Raw genomic sequence first — 21,074 nt, 5'->3', positions numbered from 1 at the left:
CCCGGCGCCGGGGCCGTCACACCTGATGTCCGGTCAGCACCCCAGCGTACGGGCTGGGTCGGGGGCGGCGAAGCGGAAACCGTACGGATTCAGCCCTCGTTCGTCTGCTCGGACCGGACGCGGTCGGCGACCTGCTGGGGCATCGGCTCGTGCCGGACGTAGGCGCGGGCGAACCGTCCCGTTCCGTGCGACAGGGACCGCAGGTCCACCGCGTACCGGCCGATCTCGACCTCCGGCGCCTCCGCCCGCACCAGGGTGTGACCGCCGGGGATCTGCTCGGTGCCCATCACCCGGCCGCGCCGTCCGGACAGGTCGCTCATCACCTGGCCCACGTAGTCGTCGGCGACCACCACGCGCAGCTCGAAGACGGGCTCCAGCAGGTGGACGCGCCCGGCCCCGGCGCACTCGCGCAGCGCCAGCGCGCCCGCCGTCTGGAAGGCCGCGTCGGAGGAGTCCACCGAGTGCGCCTTGCCGTCCAGCAGCGTCACCCGCACGTCCACCAGCGGGTATCCGGCCGTGACGCCGCGCGCGGCCTGCGCCCGTACGCCCTTCTCCACCGACGGGATGAACTGCCGCGGCACCGCGCCGCCCACCACCTTGTCGACGAACTCGATGCCCGAACCGCCGGGCAGCGGCTCGACCGTGATCGCGCAGACCGCGAACTGCCCGTGCCCGCCGGACTGCTTCACATGCCGTCCCCGGCCCTCCGACGGCTCCGCGAAGGTCTCCCGGAGCGACACCCGGTAGGGCACCGCGTCGACCTGCACCCCGTAGCGGGTCCGCAGCCGCTCCAGCGCCACGTCCCGGTGCGCCTCGCCCAGGCACCACAGCACGACCTGGCGGGTGTCCGGATTCTGCTCCAGCCGCATCGTCGGGTCCTCGGCGGCCAGCCGGGCCAGACCCTGCGACAGCTTGTCCTCGTCCGGCTTGCTGCGCGCCACCACGGCCACCGGCAGCAGCGGGTCGGGCATCACCCACGGCTCCATCAGCAGCGGGTCGCCCTTCGCCGACAGGGTGTCGCCCGTCTCGGCGCGGGTCAGCTTCGCCACGCAGGCCAGGTCGCCGGCGATGGCGTGGCTCAGGCCGCGCTGCTGCTTGCCGAACGGCGCGGACAGCGCACCCACGCGCTCGTCGACGTCGTGGTCCTCGTGCCCCCGGTCCTCCAGGCCGTGCCCGCTCACGTGCACCGTCTCGTCCGGCCGCAGCGTCCCGGAGAACACCCGCACCAGCGACAGCCGGCCCACGTACGGGTCGGAGGAGGTCTTGACCACCTCGGCGGCCAGCGGGCCGTCGGGGTCGCAGGTCAGCGGGGGGCGCGGGGCGCCGTCCGGCGCCGTCACGGCCGGCACCGGGTGCTCCTCGGGCGTCGGGAAGCCGCCGGTGACCAGCTCCAGCAGCTCCAGCGTGCCCAGCCCCTGCCGTCCGCCGTCGGCCGCCGGCGCCGCCGCCAGCACGGGATGGAAGGTGCCGCGGGCCACGGCCTTCTCCAGGTCCGCGACGAGCGTCCTGACGTCGACCTGCTCGCCGCCCAGGTACCGGTCCATGAGGGACTCGTCCTCGCTCTCCGCGATGATGCCCTCGATCAGCCGGTTCCGCGCCTCGGCGATCAGCGGCAGGTGCTCCGCGTCCGGCTCCCGGTCGGTCCGTTCACCGGAGGAGTAGTCGAAGATCCGCTGCGACAGGAGGCCGATCAGCCCCGCCACCGGAGCATGGCCGTCACGTCCCTCCTCCCCGTGCAGCGGCAGATACAGCGGCAGCACCGCGTCCGGGTCGTCACCGCCGAAGACGCGCCGGCAGACGGCGACCATCTCGTCGAAATCGGCCCTCGCCGCGTCCAGATGGGTGACGACGAGGGCGCGCGGCATGCCCACCGCGGCGCACTCCTCCCACACCATGCGGGTCGAGCCGTCCACGCCGTCCGCCGCCGAGACCACGAACAGGGCCGCGTCCGCCGCACGCAGACCGGCCCTCAGCTCCCCGACGAAGTCCGCGTAGCCGGGGGTGTCCAGCAGGTTGACGCGGATCCCGTCCCACTCGACGGGCACCAGCGACAGCTGTACGGACCGCTGCTGCCGGTGCTCGATCTCGTCGTGGTCGGAGACGGTGCCCCCGTCCTCGACCCTGCCCGGCCGTTTCACCGCGCCCGTGGCCTGGGCCAGCGCCTCGACCAGCGTCGTCTTGCCGGAGCCGCTGTGGCCGACCAGGACCACGTTCCTCAGGGAGGAGGGCCGGTCGGCCGCCGTCGCCCTGCCGGCGGCCCCGGGGTGTGTGCTCGCCTTGTCGCCCATGTGTCCCGCCTTCCGGCCGGCACCCGCCGGCTGCCTGTCCGCGCCCGGGCCCCGCGAGAGATGCGCGGAAATTCCAGCTTTCCACCGGTACCGGTGCGCGTCCATACGTCGCACGCCGCGCCCCGTGTCCGCGCGGTCACCGGGCACCGGGACCCGGGCCGGGAGCACTGGCTACGATGGGCGCCCGGGGGCGTCTCGGCCGCCCGGTCACGCTTCGAACCTTCGGGAAGGCCATGCTGAACACGTACGCGCGTGCTTTCTTCACGCGTGTTCTCACACCGTTCGCCGCTCTCCTGCTGCGCCTGGGCGTCAGCCCCGACGCGGTGACCCTGGTCGGGACGGGCGGGGTGATGGCGGGAGCGCTGGTCTTCTACCCGCAGGGCGAGTTCTTCTGGGGCACCGTCGTCATCACCCTCTTCGTCTTCTCCGACCTGGTGGACGGCAACATGGCGCGCCAGCTCGGGCGGGCCAGCCGGTGGGGAGCCTTCCTCGACTCCACGCTCGACCGCGTCGCCGACGCCGCCATCTTCGGCGGGCTCGCGCTCTGGTACGCGGGCGGCGGCGACGACCTGACGCTCTGCGCGGTCAGCCTCTTCTGCCTGGCCAGCGGCCAGGTGGTCTCCTACACCAAGGCCCGCGGTGAGAGCATCGGCCTGCCGGTCGCCGTGAACGGTCTGGTGGAGCGCGCCGAGCGACTGGTGATCTCCCTCGTCGCGGCCGGCTTCGCGGGGCTGGAGACCTTCGGCGTGCCCTACATCGAGTGGCTGCTGCCGATCGCCCTGTGGGTGGTGGCCGTGGGCTCCCTGGTGACCCTCGGCCAGCGTGTGGTGACGGTGCGCCGGGAGGCCGCGGAGGCCGACGCGGCGGCGCGGCCGGGCGGGACGTCCCCGCAGCACGGGAACTCCGCCTCCTCGCAGGGAGAGGCCTGATGAGCGGCCTCGGCGGGCGCGTCACGGACGCGCTGTACGGGGCCGGCTGGGGCGGGGTGAAACGCCTGCCCGAGCCGGCCGCGAACGCGCTGGGCCGCCGCATCGCCGACACCGCCTGGCAGCGCCGGGGCAAGGGCGTGCTGCAGCTGGAACGCAACCTCGCGCGCGTCGTGCCCGATGCCCCGCCGGAGCGGCTGCGCGCGCTGTCACAGGCCGGCATGCGCTCGTACCTGCGGTACTGGATGGAGTCCTTCCGCCTGCCGGCCTGGAGCCCGGAGCGGGTGCGGGACTCCTTCGTGCCGGACGACGTCCACCACCTCACCGACGGCATCGCCTCCGACCGCGGGGTCGTGCTCGCCCTGCCCCACCTGGCCAACTGGGACCTGGCGGGCGCATGGGTCACCACCCATCTCGGCACGCCCTTCACCACCGTCGCCGAACGCCTCCGCCCCGAGTCGCTGTACGACCGGTTCGTCGCGTACCGGGAGAGCCTCGGCATGGAGGTCCTGGCCCATCAGGGCGCCGAGGCGTTCGGCACCCTGGCACGCCGTCTCCGGGCCGGCGGTCTGGTCTGCCTCGTCGCCGACCGCGACCTGTCCGCCTCCGGAGTCGAGGTCACGTTCTTCGGCGAGGCGGCACGCATGCCCGCCGGTCCCGCCATGCTCGCGCTCCAGACGAACTCCCTGCTGCTCCCCGTCACCCTCTGGTACGACGACCCGCCCGTGCTGCGCGGCCGCGTCCACGCACCGCTCGAACCGCCCGCCGCCGGAACCCGCAGGGACAAGGCACAGGCCATGACGCAGGCCATGGCGGACGCGTTCGCCCACGGGATCGCCGCCCACCCGCAGGACTGGCACATGCTGCAACGGCTGTGGACCACCGACCTGCCACCCCGACCGGAAGCCGCGACGGATCCGGATGCCGCGCCGGCGGGCGCCGAGCCTGCGCGCGGGGAGACCACGGGTACGGGGACGGAGGAGCGCCGGTGAGGATCGGCATCGTCTGCCCCTATTCCTGGGACGTCCCCGGTGGAGTCCAGTTCCACATCCGCGACCTCGCCGAACACCTGCTGCGCCGCGGCCACCAGGTGTCCGTACTCGCCCCGTCCGACGACGAAACGCCGCTGCCGCCGTACGTGGTGTCCGCCGGCCGCGCCGTGCCCGTGCCGTACAACGGCTCGGTGGCCCGGCTCAACTTCGGCTTCCTCTCCGCGGCCCGCGTCCGGCGCTGGGTGCACGACGGCGACTTCGACGTGCTCCACATCCACGAGCCCGCCACCCCGTCGCTCGCGCTGCTGACCTGCTGGGCGGCGCAGGGCCCCATCGTGGCCACCTTCCACACCTCCAACCCGCGCTCCCGCGCCATGATCGCCGCGTACCCGATCCTCCAGCCCGCGCTGGAGAAGATCAGCGCCCGCATCGCCGTCAGCGAGTACGCCCGGCGCACCCTCGTCGAGCACCTGGGCGGCGACGCGGTCGTCATCCCCAACGGGGTGGACGTCGGCTTCTTCGCCCGCGCCGAACCCGAGCCCGCGTGGCAGGGCGGCACGATCGGCTTCATCGGCCGGATCGACGAACCCCGCAAGGGCCTTCCGGTGCTGATGAGGGCGCTGCCCCGCATCCTGAAGGAACTCCCCGGCACCCGCGTGCTCATCGCCGGCCGCGGCGACACCGACGAGGCCCTCGAACACCTGCCGGACGAAGGCCTGCGCGACCGCGTCGAGTTCCTCGGCATGGTCAGCGACGAGGACAAGGCGCGGCTGCTGCGCAGCGTCGATCTGTACGTCGCGCCCAACACCGGCGGCGAGTCGTTCGGCATCATCCTCGTCGAAGCCCTGTCCGCCTCCGCGCCCGTGCTCGCCAGCGACCTGGACGCCTTCGCCCAGGTGCTCGACGGGGGAGAGGCCGGCGCACTCTTCCCCGCCGGCGACGCCGACGCCCTCGCCGCCGAAGCGGTACGGCTGCTGGGCGACCGCGAACGGCTCGCGGAGCTGCGCGCACGCGGCGAACGCCACGTCCGCCGCTTCGACTGGGACACCGTCGGCGCGGACATCCTCGCCGTCTACGAAACGGTCGCCGACGGCGCCGCCTCCGTCGCCCCCGACGAACGCACCGGCCTGCGCGCCCGGTTCGGCCTGGCCAGGGACTGATGCCGTGATGCCCGCACTCACCACCCTGCTCTGGACCGTCGTAGCCCTCGCCCTCGTCGGCATCTACCTCAGCTGGACCGCCGGACGGCTGGACCGCCTGCACGCCCGCATCGACGCCGCGAAAGCCGCGCTGGACGCCCAGCTGCTGCGCCGGGCCTCGGTCGCGCAGGAACTGGCCACCGCCGGCGTCCTGGACCCGGCGGCCTCCATCGTGCTCTACCAGGCGGCCCACGACGCCCGGCAGGCCGAGGAGGACCACCGGGAGGTCGCGGAGAGCGAGCTGACCCAGGCGTTGCGCGCCGTCTTCGCCGACCGCGCCCAGATCGACGCCGTCCGGGAGGCGCCGGGCGGCGAGGAGTCCGCCGCCGAGCTCGTCGCCGCGGTGCGGAGGGTGCCGATGGCCCGCCGCTTCCACAACGACGCGGTCCGGGCCGCGCGGGCCCTGCGCCGCCACCGCAAGGTCCGCTGGCTGCGGCTGGCGGGCCACGCCCCCTTCCCGCTGGCCTTCGAGATGGACGACGAGCCGCCGCCCGCCCTCACCGCCCGCGCCGACGACGCGGCGTGACCCCGGCGCGGCCGGGCGCGCCCACCCCGGCAGGCCACCGCCTCGGATTGGCCCTTTCCCCCCGGCGCCCGATCGGAGAGTGTGAGACGGCGGGCCTACCATGGTCCGGTCGCACTTTTACCGTCGAGTGAGGTCACCACCGTGTCGAGCACGTCTTCCGCCACGTCCGCCGCCAGCCCGTCGTCCGAGACCGGCACCGCCCGCGTCAAGCGCGGCATGGCCGAGCAGCTCAAGGGCGGCGTGATCATGGACGTCGTCACGCCCGAGCAGGCCAAGATCGCCGAGGACGCCGGCGCCGTCGCCGTCATGGCGCTGGAGCGCGTCCCCGCGGACATCCGCAAGGACGGCGGCGTGGCCCGCATGTCCGACCCGGACATGATCGACGGCATCATCGAGGCCGTCTCCATCCCGGTCATGGCCAAGTCCCGCATCGGTCACGTCGTCGAGGCGCAGATCCTCCAGGCCCTCGGTGTCGACTACATCGACGAGTCCGAGGTCCTCACCCCGGCCGACGAGGTCAACCACAGCGACAAGTTCGCCTTCACCACCCCGTTCGTCTGCGGCGCCACCAACCTGGGCGAGGCGCTGCGCCGCATCGCCGAGGGCGCGGCCATGATCCGCTCCAAGGGCGAGGCCGGCACCGGCAACGTCGTCGAGGCCGTGCGGCACATGCGTCAGATCCGCGGCGAGATCGGCCGGCTGAAGGCCCTGGACAACAACGAGCTGTACGCCGCCGCCAAGGAGCTGCGCGCCCCCTACCAGCTGGTCGAGGAGGTCGCCGCGCTGGGCAAGCTGCCGGTCGTCCTCTTCTCCGCGGGCGGTGTGGCCACCCCGGCGGACGCCGCGCTGATGCGCCAGCTCGGTGCCGAGGGCGTCTTCGTCGGCTCCGGCATCTTCAAGTCCGGCGACCCGGCCAAGCGCGCCGCCGCCATCGTGAAGGCCACCACCTTCTACGACGACCCGAAGATCATCGCGGACGCCTCCCGCGGGCTGGGCGAGGCCATGGTCGGCATCAACTGCGACACGCTCCCCGAGAGCGAGCGGTACGCGTCCCGCGGCTGGTGAAGCCCTCCCGCGCGGTGGTCCGGGTCACCGGACCGCCGCGCGCGCCACGCCCTAGAGTCCTGAAGAGGTAACGACACGTGAGCTCACCCGTCATCGGCGTCCTCGCCCTGCAGGGGGACGTGCGCGAGCACCTCGCCGCCCTCGCCGGCGCGGGAGCCGAGGCCGTGCAGGTACGGCGCCCCGAGGAACTCGCGCGCGTCGACGGCCTGGTGCTGCCCGGCGGCGAATCCACCACCATGTCCAAGCTGGCGCACGCCTTCGGCCTCATGGAGCCGCTGCGCGCCCGCGTCCGCGCGGGCATGCCCGCCTACGGCTCCTGCGCCGGTATGATCATGCTCGCGGACAAGATCCTCGACCCGCGGTCCGGGCAGGAGACGGTCGGCGGCATCGACATGATCGTGCGCCGCAACGCCTTCGGCCGGCAGAACGAGTCCTTCGAGGCGGCCCTGGACGTCGCCGGCGTCCCCGGCGGCCCCGTCGAGGGGGTGTTCATCCGGGCGCCCTGGGTGGAGTCGACCGGTGCGGAGGTCGAGATCCTCGCCCGCTACGAGGAGCACGCGGTCGCCGTGCGCCAGGGGAACCTGCTCGCCACCTCGTTCCACCCCGAACTCACCGGCGACCACCGCGTGCACGAGGCCTTCGCCGACCTCGTGCGGACCGCCCGGTGACCGCAGGACGGTAGGATCCCGGGACACGTTGTTGTTGGAGACTGTGAAGGAGCAAGGCTGTGTCCGGCCACTCTAAGTGGGCAACCACCAAGCACAAGAAGGCCGTGATCGATGCCAAGCGCGGCAAGCTCTTCGCCAAGCTGATCAAGAACATCGAGGTCGCCGCGCGGATGGGCGGCGCCGACATCGACGGCAACCCCACGCTGTACGACGCGATCCAGAAGGCGAAGAAGAGCTCCGTCCCCAACAAGAACATCGACAGCGCGGTCAAGCGCGGCGCCGGTCTCGAGGCGGGCGGCGCCGACTACGAGACGATCATGTACGAGGGCTACGGTCCCAACGGCGTGGCCGTACTCATCGAGTGCCTGACCGACAACCGCAACCGCGCCGCCTCCGACGTGCGCGTCGCGATGACCCGCAACGGCGGTTCGATGGCCGACCCCGGCTCGGTCTCCTACCTCTTCAACCGCAAGGGCGTCGTGATCGTCCCCAAGGCCGAGCTGTCCGAGGACGACGTGCTCGCGGCCGTTCTCGACGCGGGTGCCGAGGAGGTCAACGACCTCGGTGAGAACTTCGAGGTCATCAGCGAGGCAACCGACCTCGTCGCGGTGCGCACCGCCCTGGTGGACGCCGGCATCGACTACGAGTCGGCCGACCAGAGCTTCCTCCCCAGCGTGCAGGTCGAGCTGGACGAGGAGGGCGCCCGCAAGATCTTCAAGCTGATCGACGCCCTGGAGGACAGCGACGACGTGCAGAACGTCTTCGCCAACTTCGACGTCGACGACGACACGATGGCCAAGGTCGACGCCTGACCCCGGCGCCCGGCACGTGCCCGACGCCCCGACGGGGCCGCGCCGCGGCACTCGGGCACCCCGTGTGCGCCCCCTCTCCGCGCGGCCCGTCGGCGTTGTCGGTCCCGGCCGATAACCTGCCGTCACGGCCAGGTCGAGCGGGGAAGGGGAGACGCAGGTGCGCGTGCTGGGGGTGGACCCGGGACTGACCCGCTGCGGTCTCGGCGTGGTGGAGGGAAGCGCCGGGCGCCCGCTGCGGATGGCCGCGGTCGGCGTCGTCCGCACCCTCGCGAACGCGCCCGTCGCCGAGCGCCTCGTCCTCGTCGAGCGCGGCATGGAGGAGTGGCTGGACGCACACCGGCCCGACGTCGTCGCCGTCGAACGGGTCTTCAGCCAGCACAACGTGAGCACGGTGATGGGCACCGCCCAGGCCAGCGCGGTCGCCATGCTCTGCGCCGCCCGGCGCGGCCTGCCCGTCGCCCTGCACACTCCCAGCGAGGTCAAGGCCGCCGTCACCGGCTCCGGTCGTGCGGGGAAGGACCAGGTCGGCACGATGGTGACCCGCCTCCTGCGGCTGGACGCGCCGCCGAAGCCCGCCGACGCGGCGGACGCCCTGGCTCTCGCCATCTGCCACATATGGCGGGCGCCCGCACTCGACCGTCTCCAGCAGGCCCGAGCCGCCGCCGTCTCCCGCGCGCCCCGCCGCCAGGCAGGGCGCCGACCGTCGAAAGGCCGCACCGCATGATCGCCTTCGTCTCCGGACCCGTGGCCGCTTTGGCGCCCGACTCCGCCGTCATCGAGGTGGGCGGCGTCGGCATGGCCGTCCAGTGCACCCCGGACACCCTCTCCGGGCTGCGCACGGGGGAAGCCGCACGGCTCGCGACCTCCCTCGTCGTCCGGGAGGACTCCCTCACCCTCTACGGCTTCGCCGACGACGACGAACGGCAGGTCTTCGAACTGCTGCAGACCGCCAGCGGCGTCGGCCCCCGGCTCGCGCAGGCGATGCTCGCCGTCCACCGGCCCGACGCGCTGCGCACCGCCGTCGCCACGGGGGACGAGAAGGCGCTGACCGCCGTGCCCGGCATCGGCCGGAAGGGCGCCCAGAAGCTGCTGCTGGAACTCAAGGACCGGCTCGGCGAACCTCTCGGCACCGCAGCCCGCCCGTCCGGCCGCCGCGCCGCCGCCGGGCCCCTTCCGTGGAGCGATCAGCTGCACGAGGCCCTCGTCGGCCTCGGGTACGCCACCCGCGAGGCCGAGGACGCCGTCGAGGCCGTACGGCCGCAGGCGGAGGCAGCCGCCACGGACGGCGGTACCCCCGCCGTGCCGCAGCTCCTCCGCGCCGCGCTGCAGACCCTGAACCGCGCACGCTGACGGTGCCGCCGCAGCGGTCCGCCGATCACCCCGAACCCCCGAACGCCCGAACGACTCCGAGGCACACGCGATGAACTGGGACGACGCCGAAGCCGCCGGCACCGACACCGACCCCGCCGGCCGCCTGGTGGGAGCCGACGCGGACGGCGAGGACTCCGCGGTGGAGGCCGCCCTGCGCCCCAAGGACCTGGCCGAGTTCGTCGGCCAGCCCAAGGTGCGCGAACAGCTGGACCTGATGCTCCGCGCCGCACGGGCCCGCGGCGCGGCGGCCGACCACGTGCTGCTCTCCGGTGCCCCCGGACTCGGCAAGACCACCCTCTCCATGATCATCGCAGCCGAGATGGGCGCGCCGATCCGCATCACCTCCGGGCCCGCCATCCAGCACGCCGGCGATCTCGCCTCGATCCTGTCCTCCCTCCAGGAGGGGGAGGTGCTCTTCCTCGACGAGATCCACCGGATGTCCCGGCCCGCCGAGGAGATGCTGTACATGGCCATGGAGGACTTCCGGGTCGACGTGATCGTCGGAAAGGGCCCCGGCGCCACCGCCATCCCGCTCGAACTGCCGCCGTTCACCCTGGTCGGCGCCACCACCCGGGCCGGGCTGCTGCCCCCACCGCTGCGCGACCGCTTCGGCTTCACCGCGCACATGGAGTTCTACGAGCCCGGCGAGCTCGAGCAGGTCGTCCACCGGTCCGCACGGCTGCTGGACGTCACCACCGACCGCGACGGCGCCGTGGAGATCGCCGGCCGCTCCCGCGGCACCCCCCGCATCGCCAACCGCCTCCTGCGCCGGGTCCGTGACTACGCCCAGGTCCGGGCCGACGGGCGGATCACCCGCGAGATCGCCGCCCGCGCCCTGGAGGTCTACGAGGTGGACCAGCGGGGCCTGGACCGCCTGGACCGCGCCGTGCTCTCCGCCCTGCTGAAGCTCTTCGGCGGCGGCCCGGTCGGCCTGTCCACCCTCGCCGTCGCCGTCGGCGAGGAGCGGGAGACCGTGGAGGAGGTCGCCGAGCCGTTCCTGGTGCGCGAGGGCCTGCTCGCCCGCACGCCGCGGGGCCGCGTGGCGACGCCCGCCGCCTGGGCCCACCTGGGCCTCGCCGCGCCGCAGAACGCTCCGGGAGCAACCGGGCAGACCGGGCTCTTCGAAGCGTGATCGGATGGTGATGACCTGCATGGTCGCCGGACCCGGAACCCGAGTGCCATGCTTGACGTTGTTCCATCGGCGACAGCTCGCTTAGACTCCGCCGATGCCGTACCTCCGGGACGGCATACCCACCCCCGCACAGCAGGCCGCGCCCAGGCGGTCGCAAGAAGGATTACCCGCCGTGAATGGACTCGTCACCCTCCTCCCCTTCATCGTGCTCATCGGGGTCATGTTCCTGATGACGCGCTCGGCGAAGAGGAAGCAGCAGCAGGCCGCCGCGATGCGCGACCAGATGGAGCCGGGCACCGGCGTGCGCACCATCGGTGGCTTGTACGCCACCGTCAAGGAGGTCCGCGAGGACACGGTCCTCCTCGAGGTCGCCCCCGGTCAGCACTCCCTCTTCGCCAAGAACGCCGTCGGCGCCGTACTGGAGCCCGAGGAGTACGAGCGCATCGTGCACGGCGGCACCTCCGGCGACCTCAAGAGCGGCAGCGCACCGGTCGTCCCCGACGACGCGTCCGAGCTGGCGGACGCCGACGAGCAGGCCGGGGACGGCAAGCTCGACCTCGGCAAGGACTCCGGGGAGAAGGCGGACGAGGACGCCGGGACCGACGCCAAGCGCGACGGCGACACCGACTCCAAGTAACACTCGCCGTCGCCGGGGCCGGGCCGTCGCGGCCGGGCCCCGGCGCGCGGGCTCGACCAGACCACTTCGCGCCTCGCGCCGCGGTCCCGGCACGGGCCGGGCCGGTGCGGGCGGCCGGACAGGAGAGACGACAAGGTGGCAGCACCGAAGAAGGGCCGCAGGTCCCCGGGCGCGCAGGGAAAGCCGGGGCGGTCCCTGGTCATTCTGCTGATCGCCGTCGTGGGCCTCACCGGGGGGATGTTCCTCTCCGGGACCACGACTCCGCGCCTGGGCATCGACCTGGCCGGAGGGACCAGCATCACGCTCACCGCGCGGGAACAGCAGGGCGCGGAGAACGCGATCACCCCGACGAGCATGAACACGGCCGTGGGCATCATCGAGCGGCGTGTGAACGGCCTCGGCGTCTCGGAAGCCGAAGTGCAGACCCAGGGCGGCAAGAACATCGTCGTCAACATCCCGGAGGGCACCGACGAGGAGCAGGCCCGGGAGCAGGTCGGCACCACCGCCCGGCTGAACTTCCGCCCGGTGCTCGCCGTGGCGCCCGGCACGAAGCCGGACGCCGGTCAGCCCAGCCCGTCTCCCTCGGCCGGCGACCCGGAGCAGTCCGGTGAGGAGGGCAAGCCCGGTGACGATCCCTCCCAGGAGGCCGAGGCGAGCCCGTCCGGTGAGCCCCAGGGCCGCGCAGTGACAGACGGCCTCACGGCCGACGACCCCTCCGGGTCCCCCAGCCCCAGCGCCTCCGGCGCCGCCGACCCCGAGCCCTCGCCGAACGCACCGGCCCCGCCGGGCGGGGTACCGGCCGACGTGGCCGAGAAGCTGCAGAAGCTGGACTGCTCCACGGCGGAGAAGCGCGCCAAGGCCAACCGGGCCGCGGCCCAGGCCAAGCCCGGCGAGGCGAGCGTGAACTGCGGGGCCAAGGAGAAGGACCAGCCCCTGTTCAAGTACGCCCTCGGCCCGGTGGCCGTGAAGGGCAAGAACGTGGACGACGCCGGCGCCGTGTTCGACAGCCAGCAGGGCTCGGGCTGGATCGTCAACATGTCGTTCAACGGCAAGGGCCAGGACTCCTTCGCCGACATCACCGGCAAGCTCTCCAAGAACCCCCAGCCGCAGAACCAGTTCGCCATCGTGCTGGACGGCGAGGTCGTCTCCGCCCCCAGCGTGCGGGAGCGGCTCGCGGGCGACGCCCAGATCTCGGGCAGCTTCACCCAGCAGTCCGCCGAGGACCTGGCGAACATCCTGTCCTACGGCGCTCTCCCGCTGACCTTCGAGGAGAGCAACGTCACCACCATCTCGCCCTCGCTCGGCTCCGACCAGCTCCAGGCGGGGCTCATCGCCGGCGCCATCGGACTGGCACTGGTGGTGGCCTACCTGATGTTCTACTACCGCCTGCTGGGTCTGGTCGCCATCGGGAGCCTGGTGGTCGCCGCCATCCTCACGTACACGATCATGACCCTGCTGGGCCCTGCCGTCGGCTTCGCGCTGAGCCTGCCCGCGGTCTGCGGCGCCATCGTCGCCATCGGTATCACCGCCGACTCGTTCATCGTCTACTTCGAGAGAGTGCGGGACGAGGTCAGGGACGGGCGCGGCGTCCGCTCCGCCATCACGCGGGCCTGGCCGCACGCACGGCGGACCATCGTCGTCTCGGACGTGGTCTCGGTGCTCGCGGCCGTCGTGCTCTTCGCGGTCTCGGTGGGCTCCGTGCAGGGCTTCGCCTTCGTGCTCGGCCTCACCACGGCGATCGACGTGGCCGTCGTCTTCCTGCTGACCAAGCCGCTCATGGTCATCCTGTCGGGGCGGAAGTACTTCGCTCAGGGACGTCCCTGGTCCGGGCTCGACCCCAAGCGGCTCGGCGCACGGCCGCCGTTGCGCGGCCGCGGCCGCCGCTCCACCACTTCCGCCGAACCGAAGGAGGCCTGAATGTCCAGGCTGGGTAACCTCGGCGCCAAGCTGTACCGGGGAGAGACCTCCTACGACTTCGTCGGCCGGCGCAAGCTCTGGTACGGGATCACGCTGCTCCTCGTCGTCACCGCCCTCATGGGCCTCGGCGTCCGCGGGCTGACGATGGGCATCGACTTCCAGGGCGGAGCGGTCCTCACCACGCCCCCCACCTCGCTCTCGGAGTCGGACGCGCGGGAGGTCGCCGAGGACACCTCGGGCCGCAGCGCCGACGTCCAGAAGCTGGGCAGCGGGGCCCTGCGCATCCAGGTCACCGGGCTGGACACCGAGGAGTCGGGGGAGACGCGGGCGGCGCTCGCCAAGGAGCTCGGCGTCCCGACGCAGCAGGTCAACGCCGATCTGGTCGGTCCCAGCTGGGGCGAACAGGTGACCGACCAGGCGGTCAAGGGGATCCTGATCTTCCTGGCGCTGGTCACGCTCTATCTGGCCTTCGCGTTCGAGTGGCGGATGGCGGTCGGCGCCCTCGTCGCCCTGCTCAACGACCTCATCGTCACCATCGGCGTCTACGCCTTCGTCGGCTTCGAGGTGACGCCGGGCACGGTGGTCGGCATGCTGACGATTCTCGGCTACTCGCTCTACGACACGGTCGTGGTCTACGACAAGGTCAAGGAGAGGACCAAGAACCTCACCAAGCAGGACCGCTACACGTACGGGGAGCTGGCGAACCTGGGCATCAACGCCACCGTGGTGCGCTCGGTCAACACCTCGGTCGTCGCCCTGCTGCCCGTCGCCGGCCTGCTGTTCATCGGCAGCGGCCTGCTGGGCGGCGGTACGCTCACGGACATCTCGCTCCCCCTGTTCATCGGCCTCGCCGCCGGAACGCTCTCCTCCATCGTGCTCGCCACACCGGTCGCCACCGAGCTGAAGCTGCGCCAGCCGGAGATCAAGGACCACGACCGCCGGATCCTCGCCCGCCGCGCCCGCGCCGACGCCCGCGGCGGCGCCGACGAGCGTGAGGACACCGCGGCCGGCGGCGGAGCCGCCGGTGCGGGAGGTTCCGGCCGTACGGGCATCGCGGAGCGCCGCGTGGCCGGAAGCCACGGAGCCGGTTCCGCCACGGGCCGGGGAAGGTGAGCCGCATGAGCGCCCTGGCACGGGACGATCGCGACCTGCTCCTCAGCCGCATCCGGGACGTCGCGGACTACCCCAAGCCCGGTGTGATGTTCAAGGACATCACACCGCTGCTGGCGGACCCCGAGGCGTTCTCCGCACTCACCGACGCCCTGGCCGCGCTGTGCGAGAAGCACGGCGCGACGAAGGTCGTCGGCCTGGAGGCGCGCGGCTTCATCCTCGCCGCTCCCGCGGCCGTACGGGCCGGGGTGGGCTTCATCCCGGTCCGGAAGGCCGGCAAGCTGCCCGGCGCCACTCTGGGCCAGGCATACGAGCTGGAGTACGGCACCGCCGAGATCGAGGTGCACGCGGAGGACCTCGGCGCCGGCGACCGCGTGCTGGTGATCGACGACGTCCTCGCCACCGGTGGCACGGCCGAGGCCTCGCTGGAGCTGATCCGGCGGGCCGGGGCCCAGGTCGCGGGCGTCGCGGTGCTCCTCGAGCTCGGCTTCCTCGAGGGCCGCTCCCGGCTGGAGCCCTCCCTCGACGGCGCCCCCCTGGAGGCCCTGGTCACCGTGTAGGGCGGGCCGTACACGCGCGCGGGCCGGTCACGGAGGCAGCTCCGGGCCGGCCCGCGGTCGTCCCCGCCGGGCCGTCCTCGCGGCGCGCCGCGGCCGGATCGCTACCATGGCATTCCTACCTGGTGTCCAACGAGGAGTGCACGTGCCAGACGAGGCCCAGCCGCTCACCGCCTCCCAGGACCGGGACGCGCAGGCCGCCGACGCCGCCGCGTCCCCCGCGGAGGTGTCGGCGAAGGGCGGCGCCGACCGGACCGCCCCGCCGACCGGCCGCGAGGAGGCCCCGGCGGGCACGGCCGCGTCCGGGCGCGCGGGTGACGGTCCGCGCGGCCGGAACGCCCCGCCCCGGCCGGTTTCCGGCGTCTCCGGCCGCTCCGGTTCCTCCAACCGGGTCCGCGCCCGCCTGGCCCGTCTCGGCGTCCAGCGCTCCAGCCCCTTCAACCCGGTCCTGGAGCCCCTGCTGCGCATCGTCCGCGGCAACGACCCCAAGATCGAGTCGGCCACGCTCCGGCAGATCCAGCAGGCCTACCAGGTCGCCGAACGCTGGCACCGCGGCCAGAAGCGCAAGAGCGGCGACCCGTACATCACCCACCCGCTCGCCGTCACGACCATCCTCGCGGAGCTGGGCATGGACCCCGCGACGTTGATGGCCGGCCTCCTCCACGACACCGTCGAGGACACCGAGTACGGCCTGGACACGCTGCGCCGGGACTTCGGGGACTCGGTGGCGCTGCTGGTCGACGGCGTCACCAAGCTGGACAAGGTCAAGTTCGGGGAGGCCGCACAGGCCGAGACCGTCCGCAAGATGGTCGTCGCCATGGCCCGGGACCCGCGGGTGCTGGTCATCAAGCTCGCCGACCGGCTGCACAACATGCGCACCATGCGCTACCTGCGCCGGGAGAAGCAGGAGCAGAAGGCCCGCGAGACCCTCGAGATCTATGCCCCGCTCGCCCACCGGCTGGGCATGAACACCATCAAATGGGAGCTGGAGGACCTCGCCTTCGCGATCCTCTACCCCAAGATGTACGACGAGATCGTCCGCCTCGTCGCCGAGCGCGCTCCCAAACGGGACGAGTACCTCGCCATCGTCACCGACGAGGTCCAGACCGACCTGCGCGGCGCCCGCATCAAGGCCACCGTCACCGGACGCCCCAAGCACTACTACAGCGTCTACCAGAAGATGATCGTGCGGGGCCGCGACTTCGCCGAGATCTACGACCTGGTCGGCATCCGCGTCCTGGTCGACACCGTCCGCGACTGCTACGCGGCGCTCGGCACCGTCCACGCCCGGTGGAACCCGGTGCCCGGACGGTTCAAGGACTACATCGCGATGCCCAAGTTCAACATGTACCAGTCGCTGCACACGACGGTCATCGGGCCCGGTGGCAAGCCGGTCGAGCTGCAGATCCGCACCTTCGACATGCACCGCCGCGCCGAGTACGGCATCGCCGCGCACTGGAAGTACAAGCAGGAAGCCGTCGCCGGCGCCTCCAAGGTGCGCACCGACGTCCCGAAGAAGGCCGGCAAGGGCGGCGACAAGGACGCCGTCAACGACATGGCCTGGCTGCGGCAGCTGCTGGACTGGCAGAAGGAGACCGAGGACCCCGGTGAGTTCCTGGAGTCCCTGCGCTTCGACCTGTCGCGCCACGAGGTCTTCGTCTTCACCCCCAAGGGAGACGTGATAGCGCTGCCCGCCGGCGCCACGCCCGTCGACTTCGCCTACGCCGTGCACACCGAGGTGGGTCACCGCACCATAGGGGCCCGGGTCAACGGCCGCCTGGTGCCGCTGGAGTCCACGCTCGACAACGGAGACCTGGTGGAGGTGTTCACCTCCAAGGCGGCCAACGCTGGCCCCTCCCGGGACTGGCTCGGCTTCGTCAAGTCCCCCCGCGCGCGCAACAAGATCCGCGCCTGGTTCACCCGGGAGCGCCGCGACGAGGCCATCGAGCAGGGCAAGGACGCCATCGCCCGCGCGATGCGCAAGCAGAACCTGCCGATCCAGCGCATCCTCACGGGCGACTCCCTCGTCACCATCGCGCACGAGATGCGCTACCCCGACATCTCGGCTCTCTACGCGGCCATCGGCGAGGGCCACGCCGACGCGGCCAACGTCGTCAAGAAGCTGGTGCACGCGGTCGGCGGCGAGGAGGCCGCCAACGAGGACATCGCGGAGACCACGCCGCCGCTGCGCAAGCGCAGCAAGCGCCGCTCCGCCGACCCGGGCGTGGTGGTCAAGGGCGTCGACGACGTGTGGGTCAAGCTCGCCCGCTGCTGCACCCCGGTGCCCGGCGACCCGATCATCGGGTTCGTCACCCGCGGCAGCGGCGTCTCCGTGCACCGCGCCGACTGCCAGAACGTCGACGCGCTGTCCCGGGAGCCCGAGCGCATCCTGGACGTGGAATGGGCGCCCACCCAGTCCTCGGTGTTCCTGGTCGCCATCCAGGTCGAGGCGCTGGACCGGTCCCGGCTGCTGTCCGACGTCACGCGCGTGCTGTCCGACCAGCACGTCAACATCCTCTCGGCGGCCGTCCAGACCTCCCGCGACCGGGTGGCCATCTCCCGCTTCACCTTCGAGATGGGCGACCCCAAGCACCTCGGACACGTACTGAAGGCCGTGCGGGGCGTGGAGGGCGTCTACGACGTCTACCGCGTGACCTCCGCACGCCGGCAGTAGCAACGCGCCGCACACGAGAGAGGGGCACGGTCCGCCCGGACCGTGCCCCTCTCTCGTGTGGCAGGCGTCAGCCGCCGAACTCCTCCAGGCCCTTCTGCGCCTGGTCCAGCAGCGCCTGCCGCCCGGCGAGCTCCTGCTCGAGCTTCGCCGCCCGCGCGTCGTTGCCGGACGCCCGGGCCTTCTCGGCCTGCTCCCGCAGCTTGTCCACCGCGTCCTGCAGCTGACCGGTCAGCCCGGCCGCCCGCGCCCGGGCCTCCGGGTTGCTCCGGCGCCACTCGGAGTCCTCGGCGTCCTGGATGGCCCGCTCCACCGCGTGCATCCGGCCCTCGATCCGCGCCTTGGAGTCCCGGGGCACGTGCCCCACGGCGTCCCACCGCTCGTTCAGCGCGCGGAACGCCGACCGGGCCGACTTCAGGTCCGACACCGGCAGCAGCTTCTCCGCCTCGGCCGCGAGCTCCTCCTTGCGGGTCAGGTTCTCCCGCTGCTCGGCGTCCCGCTCGGCGAACACCTCGGAGCGTGCCTGGAAGAACACGTCCTGGGCGCCGCGGAAGCGGCTCCACAGGTCCTCCTCGTGCTCCCGCTGCGCCCGGCCCGCGGCCTTCCACTCCTGCATCAGGTCGCGGTACTTGGCAGCAGTCGGCCCCCACTCACGGGAACCGGACAGCGATTCCGCCTCGGAGACCAGCTTCTCCTTGCGCTGCCGCGCCTCCTCGCGCTGCGCGTCGAGCTGGGCGAAGTGCGCCTTGCGCCGCTTGGAGAAGGCGGAACGTGCGTGCGAGAAGCGGTGCCAGAGCTCGTCGTCCGACTTCCGGTCGAGCCGGGGCAGGCCCTTCCAGGTCTCCACCAGGGCACGCAGCCGTTCGCCGGCCACCCGCCACTGGTCGCTGTCCGCCAGCTGCTCCGCCTCGGCGACGACCTCCTCCTTCGCCCGGCGGGCCTCCTCGGACTGCTGCGCCTTCCTGGCCTTGCGCTCCTCGCGCCGCTTGTCCACCGCCTCGGTGAGCCGGTCCAGGCGCTCGCGCAGTGCGGCCAGGTCGCCGACCGCGTGATGCGCGTCGACCTGCTCCCGCAGGTGCTCGATGGCCGTCGACGCGTCCTTGGCGGACAGGTCGGTCGTCTTCACCCTGCGTTCGAGGAGGCTGATCTCGACGACCAGGCCGTCGTACTTGCGCTCGAAGTAGGCCAGGGCCTCCTCGGGCGAGCCCGCCTGCCACGAGCCGACGACCTTCTCACCGTCCGGCGTACGCACGTACACGGTCCCCGCCTCGTCGACGCGGCCCCACGGATCGCTGCTCACAGCGCCTCCTCCACATGACGCCCGCACCGGGTCCGATCCCAGGGGCGTCGTCCACATATTTCGTCACGCCCAACATAAGCGAACGCCGGGTGTGCTGTCCGCATCCAGCGCGGTCCGAATTGTTCGCGGGCCCGGCCGATCGCGCTGATCAGCCGGGCCCGCGGTGCCGGCGCACCCGCCGGCGGAGGAGTGGTGGGGGTCAGGACTTCCGCACCGTCGCGTCGTCGATCGTCGCGGTGGCGACCGGGCGGCCGTCCTCGGCCTGGCCCTTCACACCGGCCTTCGCGATCTTCTTCAGCACCTTCATGCCGGAGTCGGTCACGGTGCCGAAGGGGGTGTAGCTCGGCGGCAGCTTGCTGTCCCGGTGGACGAGGAAGAACTGGCTGCCGCCGGAGTCCTTCTGCCCGGTGTTGGCCATCGCGACCGTGCCGGCCGGGTACATGCCGTCCTTCAGCCGCTCGTCGTCCAGGTTCTCGTCCGGGATGGTGTAGCCGGGACCGCCCATGCCGGAGCCCTGCGGGTCGCCGCACTGCAGCACGAAGATGCCCTCGGTGGTCAGACGGTGGCACTCGGTGTGGTCGAAGAAGTCGTTCTCGGCCAGGAAGGCGAACGAGTTCACCGTGTGGGGCGCCTTGCCCGCGTCCATCTCGATGCCGATCTTCCCGCAGGCGGTGTCCAGCGCCATGGTGTACGTCGCGGACTCGTCCACGGTCAGCTCGGGTTCCTTCTTCCACTGCTCGCCGTTCGGCTTGCCCTTCGCGGGCTTGGCGCAGGGGTCGGGAGCGTCCTTCTGTGCGGACGGTGTCGCACTCGGCTGCGGGTCGGAGGCGGTGTCCTCCTTGCCCTCCAGCCCGCCGGACAGGGCGTACGCGGTGCACAGCACGAGCACGACCGCCACGCCGGCCGCGATGGCCGCGTTGCGGATGCGGGCCTTGCGCCGCGTCTCCGCGCGGCGCTCCTGCTGGCGGAGGTACTTCTCGCGTGCGAGCTGCTTCCGCCGCTGCTCACTGGTGACCACGGGGACGTCTCCTTCAGATCCTTCAGAACGTGCGTGCGTACATGCGTACGGCCGGGAACCTGGCCCGTACCGTATACGCATTCGCGGCGCCCGTACCGGCGCCGGTAGGCTTCCGGGCAGCCGTTATCCATCTGCCGGACGACCGAAGGACGAATGTGCTCGTAGCCGGGTTCCCCGCCGGGGCCTGGGGGACCAATTGTTATCTGGTCGCCCCCGCCGCCGGCGAGGAGTGCGTGATCATCGATCCCGGCCACCAGGCCGCCGAGGGCGTACGGGAGGCCGTGGCCAAGCACCGGCTGAAGCCCGTCGCGGTGATGCTCACCCACGGGCACATCGACCACGTCGCCTCGGTCGTCCCGGTCTGCGGGGCGCACGACGTGCCCGCGTGGATCCACCCCGAGGACCGCTTCATGATGAGCGACCCGGAGAAGGCCATGGGCCGCGTCATCGGCAGGCCGCTGATGGACGAGCTGACCATCGGCGAGCCGGACGACCTGCGGGAGCTGTCCGACGGCGCGGCGCTGGAGCTGGCCGGCCTGGAACTCACCGTCGCGCACGCGCCGGGCCATACCAGGGGGTCGGTGACCTTCCGGATGCCCGAGCAGGCCGACATCCCGCCGGTCCTCTTCTCGGGCGACCTGTTGTTCGCCGGCTCCATCGGACGCACCGACCTGCCGGGCGGCGACCACGCCGAGATCCTCGACTCGCTGGCACGCGTGTGCCTGCCCCTGGAGGACTCGACCGTGGTGCTCTCCGGCCACGGCCCCCAGACCACCATCGGCCGCGAACGCGACACCAACCCCTTCCTGCGGGAGGTGGCCGCGGGCGGCCGCGGCGGCGGCCCGAGCGCCCCGCCACGACGAGGAATGTGACGAAGACGCACGC

Annotated in this window: 19 protein-coding genes; 16 read left to right on the top strand and 3 right to left on the bottom strand. The window is 72.5% G+C overall.

Translation table 11 applies throughout. From position 1 onward, the window contains the following. Positions 1–89: 89 nt before the first annotated feature. Positions 90–2,288, bottom strand: coding sequence for an elongation factor G-like protein EF-G2 (locus tag K304_RS0103785; RefSeq protein ID WP_027762661.1), 2,199 nt, complete (start codon positions 2,286–2,288; stop codon positions 90–92). Between the two features lie 233 nt (positions 2,289–2,521). Between K304_RS0103785 and pgsA the strand changes: the two genes are divergently transcribed. The 15 genes from pgsA (at position 2,522) to K304_RS0103710 (ending at position 17,874) form a co-directional block, all read left to right on the top strand. Then, a complete protein-coding gene (gene pgsA / locus K304_RS0103780) occupies positions 2,522–3,217 on the top strand; it encodes a phosphatidylinositol phosphate synthase (protein WP_486591566.1) in 696 nt (231 codons plus the stop codon). Continuing rightward, the gene (locus K304_RS27135) at positions 3,217–4,206 is read left to right on the top strand and encodes a phosphatidylinositol mannoside acyltransferase (protein ID WP_078528476.1); all 990 of its coding nucleotides are present in this window, start codon (positions 3,217–3,219) and stop codon (positions 4,204–4,206) included. The genes pgsA and K304_RS27135 overlap by 1 nt, the downstream gene beginning before the upstream one ends. Further along, entirely contained in the window at positions 4,203–5,366 is a 1,164-nt protein-coding gene (locus K304_RS0103770; RefSeq protein WP_027762660.1) for a glycosyltransferase family 4 protein, read from the top strand. Before K304_RS27135 ends, K304_RS0103770 begins: the two co-directional genes overlap by 4 nt. A 7-nt stretch (positions 5,367–5,373) precedes the next feature. Continuing rightward, a complete protein-coding gene (locus K304_RS0103765; protein ID WP_027762659.1) occupies positions 5,374–5,931 on the top strand; it encodes a hypothetical protein in 558 nt (185 codons plus the stop codon). 141 nt (positions 5,932–6,072) lie between these two features. After that, positions 6,073–6,996 (top strand): pyridoxal 5'-phosphate synthase lyase subunit PdxS, encoded by a 924-nt coding sequence (pdxS, locus tag K304_RS0103760; RefSeq protein WP_027762658.1) that lies wholly within the window; start codon positions 6,073–6,075, stop codon positions 6,994–6,996. A 77-nt stretch (positions 6,997–7,073) separates the two neighbouring features. Next, positions 7,074–7,664 (top strand): pyridoxal 5'-phosphate synthase glutaminase subunit PdxT, encoded by a 591-nt coding sequence (gene pdxT, locus K304_RS0103755; protein ID WP_027762657.1) that lies wholly within the window; start codon positions 7,074–7,076, stop codon positions 7,662–7,664. A gap of 59 nt (positions 7,665–7,723) precedes the next feature. Beyond that, positions 7,724–8,476 carry a YebC/PmpR family DNA-binding transcriptional regulator gene (locus K304_RS0103750; protein WP_027762656.1) on the top strand — a complete coding sequence of 251 codons (753 nt, stop codon included), beginning with the start codon at positions 7,724–7,726 and terminating at the stop codon, positions 8,474–8,476. Positions 8,477–8,633: 157 nt separating this feature from the next. After that, complete coding sequence (gene ruvC / locus K304_RS0103745; RefSeq protein WP_027762655.1) at positions 8,634–9,200, top strand: crossover junction endodeoxyribonuclease RuvC; 567 nt, start codon at positions 8,634–8,636, stop codon at positions 9,198–9,200. Continuing rightward, positions 9,197–9,826 (top strand): Holliday junction branch migration protein RuvA, encoded by a 630-nt coding sequence (gene ruvA / locus K304_RS0103740; protein ID WP_027762654.1) that lies wholly within the window; start codon positions 9,197–9,199, stop codon positions 9,824–9,826. Before ruvC ends, ruvA begins: the two co-directional genes overlap by 4 nt. A gap of 70 nt (positions 9,827–9,896) precedes the next feature. Then, positions 9,897–10,979 (top strand): Holliday junction branch migration DNA helicase RuvB, encoded by a 1,083-nt coding sequence (ruvB, locus tag K304_RS0103735; protein WP_027762653.1) that lies wholly within the window; start codon positions 9,897–9,899, stop codon positions 10,977–10,979. 172 nt (positions 10,980–11,151) lie between these two features. After that, positions 11,152–11,616, top strand: coding sequence for a preprotein translocase subunit YajC (yajC, locus tag K304_RS0103730; RefSeq protein WP_027762652.1), 465 nt, complete (start codon positions 11,152–11,154; stop codon positions 11,614–11,616). 135 nt (positions 11,617–11,751) lie between these two features. Next, entirely contained in the window at positions 11,752–13,533 is a 1,782-nt protein-coding gene (gene secD, locus K304_RS0103725) for a protein translocase subunit SecD (protein WP_027762651.1), read from the top strand. Next, positions 13,534–14,646 (top strand): protein translocase subunit SecF, encoded by a 1,113-nt coding sequence (secF, locus tag K304_RS27130; protein ID WP_051307839.1) that lies wholly within the window; start codon positions 13,534–13,536, stop codon positions 14,644–14,646. It abuts the gene before it with no gap. A 5-nt stretch (positions 14,647–14,651) separates the two neighbouring features. Continuing rightward, entirely contained in the window at positions 14,652–15,203 is a 552-nt protein-coding gene (locus K304_RS0103715; RefSeq protein ID WP_027762650.1) for an adenine phosphoribosyltransferase, read from the top strand. Positions 15,204–15,345: 142 nt separating this feature from the next. Next, entirely contained in the window at positions 15,346–17,874 is a 2,529-nt protein-coding gene (locus tag K304_RS0103710) for a RelA/SpoT family protein (protein ID WP_027762649.1), read from the top strand. A 67-nt stretch (positions 17,875–17,941) separates the two neighbouring features. On the opposite strand, the gene K304_RS0103705 is transcribed toward K304_RS0103710, so the two are convergent. Together K304_RS0103705 and K304_RS0103700 are read right to left on the bottom strand one after the other, a co-directional pair. After that, the gene (locus K304_RS0103705) at positions 17,942–19,171 is read right to left on the bottom strand and encodes a DUF349 domain-containing protein (RefSeq protein WP_027762648.1); all 1,230 of its coding nucleotides are present in this window, start codon (positions 19,169–19,171) and stop codon (positions 17,942–17,944) included. Between the two features lie 199 nt (positions 19,172–19,370). Beyond that, complete coding sequence (locus tag K304_RS0103700; protein WP_027762647.1) at positions 19,371–20,189, bottom strand: peptidylprolyl isomerase; 819 nt, start codon at positions 20,187–20,189, stop codon at positions 19,371–19,373. Positions 20,190–20,344: 155 nt separating this feature from the next. Between K304_RS0103700 and K304_RS0103695 the strand changes: the two genes are divergently transcribed. Next, positions 20,345–21,061: an MBL fold metallo-hydrolase gene (locus tag K304_RS0103695; protein ID WP_027762646.1), complete on the top strand. Its 717-nt coding sequence runs from the start codon at positions 20,345–20,347 to the stop codon at positions 21,059–21,061. Positions 21,062–21,074: the final 13 nt, after the last annotated feature.

It is taken from the genome of Streptomyces sp. CNS606 (assembly GCF_000426325.1).
Note: the sequence above shows the minus strand (reverse complement) of the source record. Positions and strands in the feature narration are given on the sequence as shown.